The sequence below is a fragment of the Herbiconiux sp. genome (assembly GCF_023264895.1).
Classification (GTDB): Bacteria; Actinomycetota; Actinomycetes; order Actinomycetales; family Microbacteriaceae; genus Herbiconiux.
Genome location: NZ_JAHFUY010000055.1, coordinates 23,023 through 29,603, shown reverse-complemented (window position 1 = coordinate 29,603; position 6,581 = coordinate 23,023). Strand labels below are relative to the sequence as shown.

The window sequence follows — 6,581 nt, the reverse complement described above, 5'->3', positions numbered from 1 at the left end:
GGCTTCGACTACCTCGACACCGGGGCGTCGTACCGGGCGCTGTCGTGGGATCTGCTGGACCGCGGGATCGACGCCGCCGAGGCGGACCGGGTGATCGAGGAGCTCGAGCGCTTCGACTTCGTGATCGGCACCGACCCCGACGACTACTACGTGCGGGTGGGTTCGGCCGACGTGACCGACGCCATCCGGGAGCCGCGGGTGACGGCCGTGGTGAGCCTCGTGGCGCGCATCCCGGAGGTGCGGCGGGGCCTCAACGAGCGGTTCCGCGCGATCATGGCGGGCACCCCGAAACCGGGCATCGTGGCCGAGGGGCGCGACATCACGACGGTCGTGGCGCCGGATGCTCCCGTGCGCATCCTGCTCACGGCCTCGGAGGAGGCTAGAATGGGCAGGCGTTCGAAGGAACTGACCAGTGAGACGGCCGCCGCCGTGGGCGAGGCACTTCGCACACGGGACGAGGCGGACTCCCGGGTGGTCGACTTCATGAACGCCGCAGACGGTGTCACCACCGTCGACTCCACGGAACTCGATTTCGACCAGACCGTCGAAGCGGTGGTCGAGGTCGTGGCCCAGACGACAAGGATCTCTCATGGCGGATAACCGCACCCCCGCATCCGGCACCGACCCGGACGAGTTCGACGCACCCGCCGACGACCTGGCCGAACGCCTCGCCGGCGTCGACGAGGAGCTCGCCGAGCAGCGGGCATCCGCTCTGCGCTCGGGCCTCGACGACTACGAGCTCGACGAGGCCGACCTCGACCTGCTCGAGATCACCGAGGACTACGGCGACGGCGTCGTCTACCTCCCCGCCCTGCCCGTGCTCGCGATCGTGGGCCGGCCGAACGTGGGCAAGTCGGCGCTCGTGAACCGCATCCTCGGGCGCCGCGAGGCCGTCGTGGAGGATAAGCCCGGCGTCACGCGCGACCGCGTGGCCTACAAGGCCGAGTGGGCCGGCCGGCGCTTCACCCTCGTGGACACCGGTGGCTGGGAGCCGGACGCGGCGGGCATCAACGCCGCCGTGGCCGCCCAGGCCGAGGTGGCCATCGACCTCGCCGACGTCGTGCTCTTCGTGGTCGACTCCAACGTGGGCGCCACCGCGACCGACGAGCACGTCGTGAAGATGCTCCGCCGCGCCGACCGCCCCGTGTTCCTCGCCGCGAACAAGGTCGACGACTCGCGCCAGGAGCCGCAGGCCTCCGCGCTGTGGTCGCTCGGCCTCGGCGAGCCCTACCCCGTCTCGGCGCTGCACGGTCGCGGCGTCGCCGACCTGCTCGACCTCATCATGCAGAAGATGCCCGAGGTCTCCAACGTGGCCAAGCAGGAGGTGGGCGGACCCCGCCGGGTCGCCATCCTCGGCCGGCCGAACGTGGGCAAGAGCTCGCTGCTCAACAAGGCCGCGGGCGAGGAGCGCGTCGTCGTGAACGAGCTCGCGGGCACCACCCGCGACCCCGTCGACGAGCAGATCGAGCTCGGTGGCAAGGTGTGGACCTTCGTCGACACCGCCGGCATCCGCAAGCGCGTGCACCTGCAGCAGGGCGCCGACTTCTACGCGTCGCTCCGCACCTCGGCCGCGCTCGAGAAGGCCGAAGTGGCCGTGGTGGTGCTCGATGTGACCGAGCCCATCTCGGTGCAGGACCTGCGGATCATCGACCTCGTGCTCGAATCCGGGCGTGCGCTCGTGCTCGCGTTCAACAAGTGGGACCTGCTCGACGACGAGCGCCGCCGCTACCTCGAGCGGGAGATCGAGCAGGATCTCGCGCACGTGACCTGGGCGCCGCGCGTGAACATCTCGGCGCGCACCGGCCGCCACCTCGAGAAGCTCGTGCCCGCGCTCGAGCTCGCGCTCGACTCGTGGGACACCCGGATCCCCACCGGCAAGTTCAACGCGTTCCTCGCCGAGCTCACGGCGGCGCATCCGCACCCCGTGCGCGGTGGCAAGCAGCCGCGCATCCTGTTCGGCACCCAGGCGGCGTCGCGGCCGCCGACCTTCGTGCTGTTCGCGACCGGGTTCCTCGACCCGGGCTACCGTCGCTACGTGCAGCGGCGGCTCCGCGAGATCTACGGCTTCGAGGGATCGCCCATCGTGGTCAACATGCGCGTGCGGGAGAAGCGCAAGCGCTAGCGCCGCGCCCGACCCCCCCTTGCTGTCGTTGAGTCGCGGCGAAGTGCTCCCATATCGTGCCTTGTGGCCGGAATGGGGACACTTTGCCGCGACTCACGTCGTTGTGGGGTGGGGCGCGAGCTACGTGAGGAGGTCGGCTCGGTGGACCAGGCCGGCCGCCCCGATGAGGGGGGCCTCGTCTGAGAGGGCCGAGCGCAGGATCTCGACGCCGGGGATGGTGTCGAGGGGAGCGACCGCGTTCACCCGCGCGCGGATGCGGAGGATGAGGTCGGGGGCCACGTTGACGAAGCCGCCGCCGATGGCGACCGCCTCGAGGTCGAGCAGGGCGCAGGCTGAGGCTATGCCGTCGCCCACCGCGTTCGCGCAGCGCTCGACGGCGGCCAGGGCGATCGGATCGCCGCTCGCGTAGGCGGCCGCGAGCTGCTGGCCGTCGGTGCCGTCCCAGCCCTGCTCGCGCGCCCACGCGACGATGCTCGTGCCTGAGGCGACCCCCTCGAGGGTCGTGCTGAGGTCTTTGCCGGCGCTCTCGTGCTCGTGCAGCTGGATCTGGCCGATGTGACCGGCGTTGCCCGTGCGGCCTCCCACGAGGCGGCCCTCCACGAGGAGTCCGCCGCCGATGCCCGTGGAGATGACCATGCCCATCGCCGTGCGGTGGTGCTGCAGGGCTCCCGCCCAGTGCTCGGCGAGGAGGATGCAGAGGCCGTCGAGGCGGAGGACGGGGTCGGGGAAACCGGAGCTCTCGCCGGATGAGCGGTGGCCGGTCGCTCCGGATGCCGCGCTCGTCTCGATCGCGTCCCGCACCAGGTCACGCACGGGGTAGCCGCGCCAGGCGGACAGGTTGAGGGGCGAGACCGTGCCGTGCACGGCGTCGATCGGGCCGGCGCTGCCGATGCCCGCGCCCACGATCTCGGCGTTCGGGGGAGCGGAGGCGAGGGTCTCGGCGATGACGCGGCGCACGGCATCCGCGATGTCGTCGGCGGTGCTGCCGGCGCCCGTGGGCGCGCGGTGGCGGCTGCCGGGCAGGAGGGTGGCGGAGGGGTCGACGAGAGCCGACTCCACCTTCGTGCCCCCGATGTCGATCGCGAGGGCGAAGGGACCGGGGGAGGGCGGGGTGGAGTCGGCTGCGGTGGTCACCCCACCATTGTGTCGTGTGCCAGCACCGGGCCGGGCGTGAGCACGGAGTCGTGCGCCAGTGCGCGGGAGGCGACCCAGGCATCCGCCGTGCCCACGATGTCGGCTGTTCGGGCAGCCACATCGGTGTCGTCGCTCATGGCCCACTCCTCGAAGACCCCGACGGAGCCGCCTGCGATGAAGGCGGCGGCCGTGGGGCCGTCGAGGTCCTGGGCGAGGCCGAGCCGGCGCCAGTTCGACACCGCGAGGGCGGCGTGCCGGAGGAGGCGCTGGTGCAGGTCGCGTCGGAAGCCGGCGTCGACCCGCGTGCCGAACATCATGCGGTACGCCGAGCGGTGCTCGAGGATGTGCACGAGGATGGCGCTGATCGAGCCGGTGTACGCGGCCGTGATGGCCTCGACATCGGGGGCCTCGGACCCCTCGCTCTCGTAGTCGGCTGCGTCGAGCTCGGCCACCTCGGCCAGCTCGTCGAGCATGCGCGCGAACGAGTCGGAGGCGAAGGCGTAGATGTCGGCGTAGTGGCCGTAGAAGGTGGTGCGGTGGACTCCCGCCGTGCGGCAGAGCTCGGAGATGGAGATCTCGGTGAGGTCGTGCCGGCGGAGGAGATCGAACAGGGCGGTCGTCAGCGATTCGTGGGTTCTGGCCGCTCGGGGTTCGGCCAGATTGACGGACGCGCCCTGTCGTCGGGTAGGTGCGGGTAAGGCAGATGACTGGGGCATGGTCAATTATGCAATGCGGATCTTATGAAAAAGCTCCGTTCGGGACTGTCTGTCCCAAAGTTTCGCCCAGTTTTTGCGCGGGATCGGCGCGGGTGGGGCGGAGAGTGGGTGAGGGCGCTGCGGGGGCCGTCCGGGTCATCCCCGCAGCGCGCCTCTGCTCACGAGTCTATGCAGGTGCATTTATCGGGTCCGACCAGATCGGTGATCCGTTATCGCACCGTGACGGACCCGGGCCGTGTCCACGGGGAGGCTCAGAAGGCGCTATCATGGACAAGTTGTCTGGAGCGGTTCGCTTCTCCGGGATGACATGCCACGGGCTGTGGCGCAGCTTGGTAGCGCACTTGACTGGGGGTCAAGGGGTCGCAGGTTCAAATCCTGTCAGCCCGACGGAGATGAAGAGAGGGTCGCCCATGCGGGCGGCCCTCTCTTCGGTTTTGTCGGGCTGTCTCGGACGTGGAAGCTGCTCGTGGGCCCACGCCTTCGCCTGACACCTCCGTTCTTGATATGATTCAAAGGTCATATTGGAGGTGAAGCGATGGCTTCTTCAGGCACCCTGGTGCGCTCAGCACGTCTCAGCGAGCGCCTCACACAGACCCAGCTCGCGGACCGCTCCGGCATCGACCAGGCCCGGATCTCCCGATCCGAGCAGGGCCGCGAGGTCGAGTTCGGCACGGTCGATCGCCTCCTCGCTGCCACCGGTCATCGGCTGTATCTCGCGCCGACCAGACGAGACGATGCCGCGTCAGCGGCGTCGGACATCCGCGTCAGGCTGCGTGCCGGCGACACCGATCGAGCGCTCCGTGCTCTCCTGGTGCTGAACGACAACCTGGTGGCAGAGCACGGGCTCGTGCGGGGAGTCCTCGGACTCGCCGAACCCGAACCAACCGGCTCACCGGTCTGGGATGCCGCGATCGCCGCCCTCGTCGAGTGGCGACTCTCCGAAGAGTCCGTGCCCCTGCCGTCGTGGGTCGGGGCACCCGGGCGCTTCCTCGCAAAACCGCGCGTGCTTGAGATCGATCCGGCCGATCCGGAGCCCTCGGCCACCGATGTTCCCGACGCGTTCGCCCGACACGGCGTGCTCGCCTGGCGCGACACCTTCGCGAGCGTCTGAGCTGTGACCGCCCTCGATCGCGACGACATTCTCGGCGGACTGCGGGAGCTTGTGACGGAGCTTCGCCAAGACGGTGAGGTCGCGGGGATCCGGGTTCTGGTGAGGCCGTCGCGCGAGCGGCCAGCGGCGTGGCGCAGCGACGTGGATGGGACCCCGCATGGCTGAACTTCGCGGTCACTCAGGCTGATGCCCTGCCCACCCTCGGTCGAGAGGTGCAGTGGGAGACGCTGTACGACGAAGGCGGGATCCGGATCGAGGTCGCCTCGAAGGAGTCGCTCCTCGCCATGAAGCTCCGGGCCAATCGGCCGGGCCGCGATACGCGTGACATCCGACTGCTCCTGGCGCTCTGCGGGATAGCCACCCTCAAGGAGGCCGAAGATCTTTACGAAGCGTTCTACCCGGCCGACGCTCTCCCCGCCCGCGCCGAAGCGATGGTCGTGAAGATCTTCGCGACTCCCGGGGAACTGCCCGCTCCGCTGGACCCGCCGCTGCTCTGACTGCTGAGCAGGGCCCCTCGGCGATGGCGACAGGGGCGCGCTGGGATGTCACAATCGGCTATGGCCGAACGACTGATGCTGCTCGATACCGCGTCGCTGTACTTCCGGGCGTTCTACGGGGTGCCCGACACCATTCGGCGGGCCGACGGGCAGCCCGTGAACGCCGTGCGGGGGCTGCTCGACATGATCGCGCGGCTGAGCGTGGAGTTCGACGCCGCACTGCTCGTGGCCTGCTGGGACGACGACTGGCGGCCGCAGTGGCGGGTCGACCTCCTTCCCAGCTACAAGGCGCACCGGGTGGCCGAGACCGTGGCGACCGCTCCGGATGAGGAAGTGGTTCCGGACGCCCTCGAAGCCCAGATCCCGATGATCCGCGAGGTGCTCGCGCTCGCCGGGATCGCCGTCGTGGGCGCCGCGGAGCACGAGGCCGACGACGTGATCGGGAGCTACGCGACCGGCGCACCGCATCCGGTCGACGTCGTGACCGGCGATCGCGACCTCTTCCAGCTCGTCGACGACTCACACGACGTGCGGGTGATCTACACCGCCCGCGGCATGAAGAACCTCGAGGTGCTCACCGACGCCTCCGTCGTGGCGAAGTACCGCGTGCTGCCGGAGCAGTACGCCGACTTCGCCACCCTCCGCGGCGACACGAGCGACGGACTCCCCGGCGTCGCCGGCATCGGGGAGAAGACCGCCGCCACCCTGCTCGGGCAGCACGGCACCCTCGACGGGATCCTCGCGGCCGCCGCCGACCCCGACGGCGGCGTCTCGTCCGGCGTGCGCGCGAAGCTCGCGGCCGCCGCCGACTACCTCGCCGTGGCACCCGCCGTCGTGCGGGTGGTGCGAGATCTTCCGCTTCCCACGCTCGACGAGGCCGGCGCCCGGCTCCGACCCGTCACCGGCGAGGCGCGGGCCGAGCTCGAGCGCCTCGGCACCGAGTGGAACCTGGGCGGATCCGTGGTGCGACTGCTCAAGGCACTCGACACGCGCAGCTGACC

Annotated in this window: 7 protein-coding genes and 1 tRNA gene; 6 read left to right on the top strand and 2 right to left on the bottom strand. The window is 70.3% G+C overall.

Annotated elements, in window-relative coordinates; all coding sequences use genetic code 11:
* On the top strand, positions 1-600 hold a 600-nt coding region (locus Q0D57_RS11525; RefSeq protein WP_291043500.1), incomplete at its 5' end, for a (d)CMP kinase.
* Complete coding sequence (der, locus tag Q0D57_RS11520) at positions 590-2,122, top strand: ribosome biogenesis GTPase Der (protein WP_291043491.1); 1,533 nt, start codon at positions 590-592, stop codon at positions 2,120-2,122. The genes Q0D57_RS11525 and der, both read left to right, overlap by 11 nt.
* A gap of 120 nt (positions 2,123-2,242) precedes the next feature.
* On the opposite strand, the gene Q0D57_RS11515 is transcribed toward der, so the two are convergent.
* Together Q0D57_RS11515 and Q0D57_RS11510 are read right to left on the bottom strand one after the other, a co-directional pair.
* The gene (locus Q0D57_RS11515) at positions 2,243-3,256 is read right to left on the bottom strand and encodes an ROK family protein (RefSeq protein ID WP_291043488.1); all 1,014 of its coding nucleotides are present in this window, start codon (positions 3,254-3,256) and stop codon (positions 2,243-2,245) included.
* Positions 3,253-3,972, bottom strand: a complete 720-nt coding sequence (locus Q0D57_RS11510) for a TetR/AcrR family transcriptional regulator (protein WP_291043486.1) — start codon at positions 3,970-3,972, stop codon at positions 3,253-3,255. Before Q0D57_RS11510 ends, Q0D57_RS11515 begins: the two co-directional genes overlap by 4 nt.
* A 313-nt stretch (positions 3,973-4,285) precedes the next feature.
* On the opposite strand from Q0D57_RS11510, the gene Q0D57_RS11505 reads away from it, so the two are divergent.
* The 4 genes from Q0D57_RS11505 (at position 4,286) to Q0D57_RS11490 (ending at position 6,579) form a co-directional block, all read left to right on the top strand.
* A tRNA-Pro gene (locus Q0D57_RS11505) sits at positions 4,286-4,359 on the top strand.
* A 148-nt stretch (positions 4,360-4,507) separates the two neighbouring features.
* On the top strand, positions 4,508-5,083 hold the full coding sequence (locus Q0D57_RS11500; protein ID WP_291043483.1) for a helix-turn-helix transcriptional regulator: 576 nt from the start codon (positions 4,508-4,510) through the stop codon (positions 5,081-5,083).
* 212 nt (positions 5,084-5,295) lie between these two features.
* Complete coding sequence (locus Q0D57_RS11495; protein WP_291043480.1) at positions 5,296-5,580, top strand: hypothetical protein; 285 nt, start codon at positions 5,296-5,298, stop codon at positions 5,578-5,580.
* A gap of 60 nt (positions 5,581-5,640) precedes the next feature.
* Positions 5,641-6,579 (top strand): 5'-3' exonuclease, encoded by a 939-nt coding sequence (locus Q0D57_RS11490; RefSeq protein WP_291043478.1) that lies wholly within the window; start codon positions 5,641-5,643, stop codon positions 6,577-6,579.
* Positions 6,580-6,581 lie beyond the last annotated feature (2 nt).

Bases quoted from the DNA above. Each gene is read 5' to 3' on its own strand.
- der (WP_291043491.1), top strand. From the start codon at position 590: ATGGCGGATAACCGCACCCCCGCATCCGGCACCGACCCGGACGAGTTC.
- Q0D57_RS11510 (WP_291043486.1), bottom strand. From the start codon at position 3,972: ATGCCCCAGTCATCTGCCTTACCCGCACCTACCCGACGACAGGGCGCG.
- Q0D57_RS11500 (WP_291043483.1), top strand. From the start codon at position 4,508: ATGGCTTCTTCAGGCACCCTGGTGCGCTCAGCACGTCTCAGCGAGCGC.
- Q0D57_RS11490 (WP_291043478.1), top strand. From the start codon at position 5,641: ATGGCCGAACGACTGATGCTGCTCGATACCGCGTCGCTGTACTTCCGG.